We start from the raw sequence: 1,860 nt of genomic DNA, 5'->3' as shown, positions 1-1,860 counted from the left end.
GCGACAACGTCTTCGCGAAACTCTCTGGGATAGGGACCGGGCATGATGACATCCTCCCCGTCAGCGCCTCCCGGCACTAACGATCAGTTGTCACCAGTTCCTGCTTCACGCCCAAGCCAAGCTAACCGAGCCGCTCACACTCGCGGCCTAAACCGAATCTGCCACCGATTCCTGCTTCACGCCCGAACGCCTCAAGGCTACTGACGTTTTCAGAGGTGACGGGATCGCCCTTTGCGATTGGCGCAGAGCCCACCGCGCGTGCCTGGAGCACTACCTCATCGTTGAGACGCACGATCGGCGTCGCGCCGAAGGGTGGGAGCTCGATCACCGCCTTGCTTATGTCGGTCCTCGTAAGAGCGCCGCCGCGTCGAATCAGCTCGGCATCTACCCACGTCGTGAACATCGACTCGATGATGTTCTCGCCGATAGAGCCGGCCGCATCCTCGGTTCCGTCCGTCATAGCTCAAATGCTAGGCGCGTCCGCGTCGAATCGCCTCGACTTGGTCTCGCAGATGAACCATGTTCTTCGCGCCGAGCTTGTTCATTAACTCGGACGCCTCGCGCGCAAGTGCCGGTTGCCCCGAGTCAAGGGCCGATGCAAGAACCGTAGGAAGTGCGTGCTCGGTGAGGTCATAGCTACCCATCCCGGGACCGTCGTCGTGATGCATCAGCAATTGGATCGCTGTGAAAGCAAGAGCGGGATCGGTCACGGAGGCTTCGGCCAGCTGTTTACCGATCAGTCCGTGTGTCTGCAAATCAGGAACCAGTCTCGCCGCCTGTACGAGCCTGGGCAGCCACCACTCGCTCGAGTGCTTCCCGTTGCTGATGAACCAGTAGAAGTCCTTGAGCTCGGCGCTGTCTTCGGGGTGCTGCTCCACGTGTTGCGCGCGAAGTTCCCACAGATGCTCGATGCGATCCAGGATGTCGCGGTCGACAGTGTCGGCGTGCAGGTTGGTCCAGGCGATGTGCCCAATCACATCACCGCGCGTGTCCGCGGCGACAGAGTCGAAAAAGCCGAGCATCAGAGGATCGTCGATCTCGATGTGGCCGATTAGATAGGCAATCACGATCCACCGGCCAACGAGCTCGAGTGGACTCCCTTGTCCACGCCAGCCAAGCGTCAGCTCATCCTCGCTCGCAATGGCAGCCATCATTGGGCCGCGAAGCAGATCAAATTGTGGACGATTGAACTGATTGCCCAAGAGCGCGGTCGTTAGCGCTATCTGTTGACCAGTGGTGATGCCCTCCTCTGTGCCAAAGACTCGCACAGCGCTAACGTCCATCCAGTCCCCACCAAAGTGGAGTAGTACAGCTGAGTTCTCGCCAATCACTGCGGCGGCCGAGCCAGCAGGATCATCTCTCGCGAGTTCGCGATCCAGAGCATTCCGGCTTCGTTGATACCAGGGCGCGCCATCCCCATGCACGATCAACCTGGTGAGGCCTCGCACTGCAATCGGCCAAGTGCGATTGATCGACAGCGTGAGTGGGTCCATACCGTCGTCGCGAAGCGCCTCACCCGCATATTGTGCCCACGCGCTCTCATCGTCGAGTGAGGCGATCAAGAGATCCGCGACAGTAGCGATGACGTCCTCGGGGATTGCTCGCTCGTCGATCTTCTTCGCCAACTCCTCAAGCAGACTTATAGCGGCGCGCTTGGCATACAAATAGCTGATGTCGTCGTCGAACTCGTGACCTTCAGGCTCGAACTCGGAGGCGTCGTCGTGTTGCAGCGTGCCGGACACGACCTCTAGCTGTACTTCCCCGGGAGGTTGTGAACGGGTGAGGTAGGCGAAGACCTCCGGGCAGGATGTGGGTTACCACACTCGCATCCTGACCACGGAGGTCTTCGTGTCTCACGCT

The 1,860-nt window shown here is 59.9% G+C and carries 2 protein-coding genes; both read right to left on the bottom strand.

From position 1 onward, the window contains the following. Positions 1-121: 121 nt before the first annotated feature. A complete protein-coding gene (locus tag FFS51_RS14560; protein ID WP_137878787.1) occupies positions 122-460 on the bottom strand; it encodes a hypothetical protein in 339 nt (112 codons plus the stop codon). Positions 461-470: 10 nt separating this feature from the next. Beyond that, on the bottom strand, positions 471-1,742 hold the full coding sequence (locus FFS51_RS14555) for a hypothetical protein (RefSeq protein WP_137878786.1): 1,272 nt from the start codon (positions 1,740-1,742) through the stop codon (positions 471-473). Positions 1,743-1,860 lie beyond the last annotated feature (118 nt).

It is taken from the genome of Microbacterium sp. 4NA327F11 (genome assembly GCF_005503465.1).
GTDB classification, from domain to species: Bacteria; Actinomycetota; Actinomycetes; order Actinomycetales; family Microbacteriaceae; genus Microbacterium; species Microbacterium ginsengisoli.
Note: the sequence above shows the minus strand (reverse complement) of the source record. Positions and strands in the feature narration are given on the sequence as shown.

Excerpts from the sequence above, each read along its gene's own strand:
- FFS51_RS14560 (WP_137878787.1), bottom strand. The coding sequence starts at position 460 with ATGACGGACGGAACCGAGGATGCGGCCGGCTCTATCGGCGAGAACATC.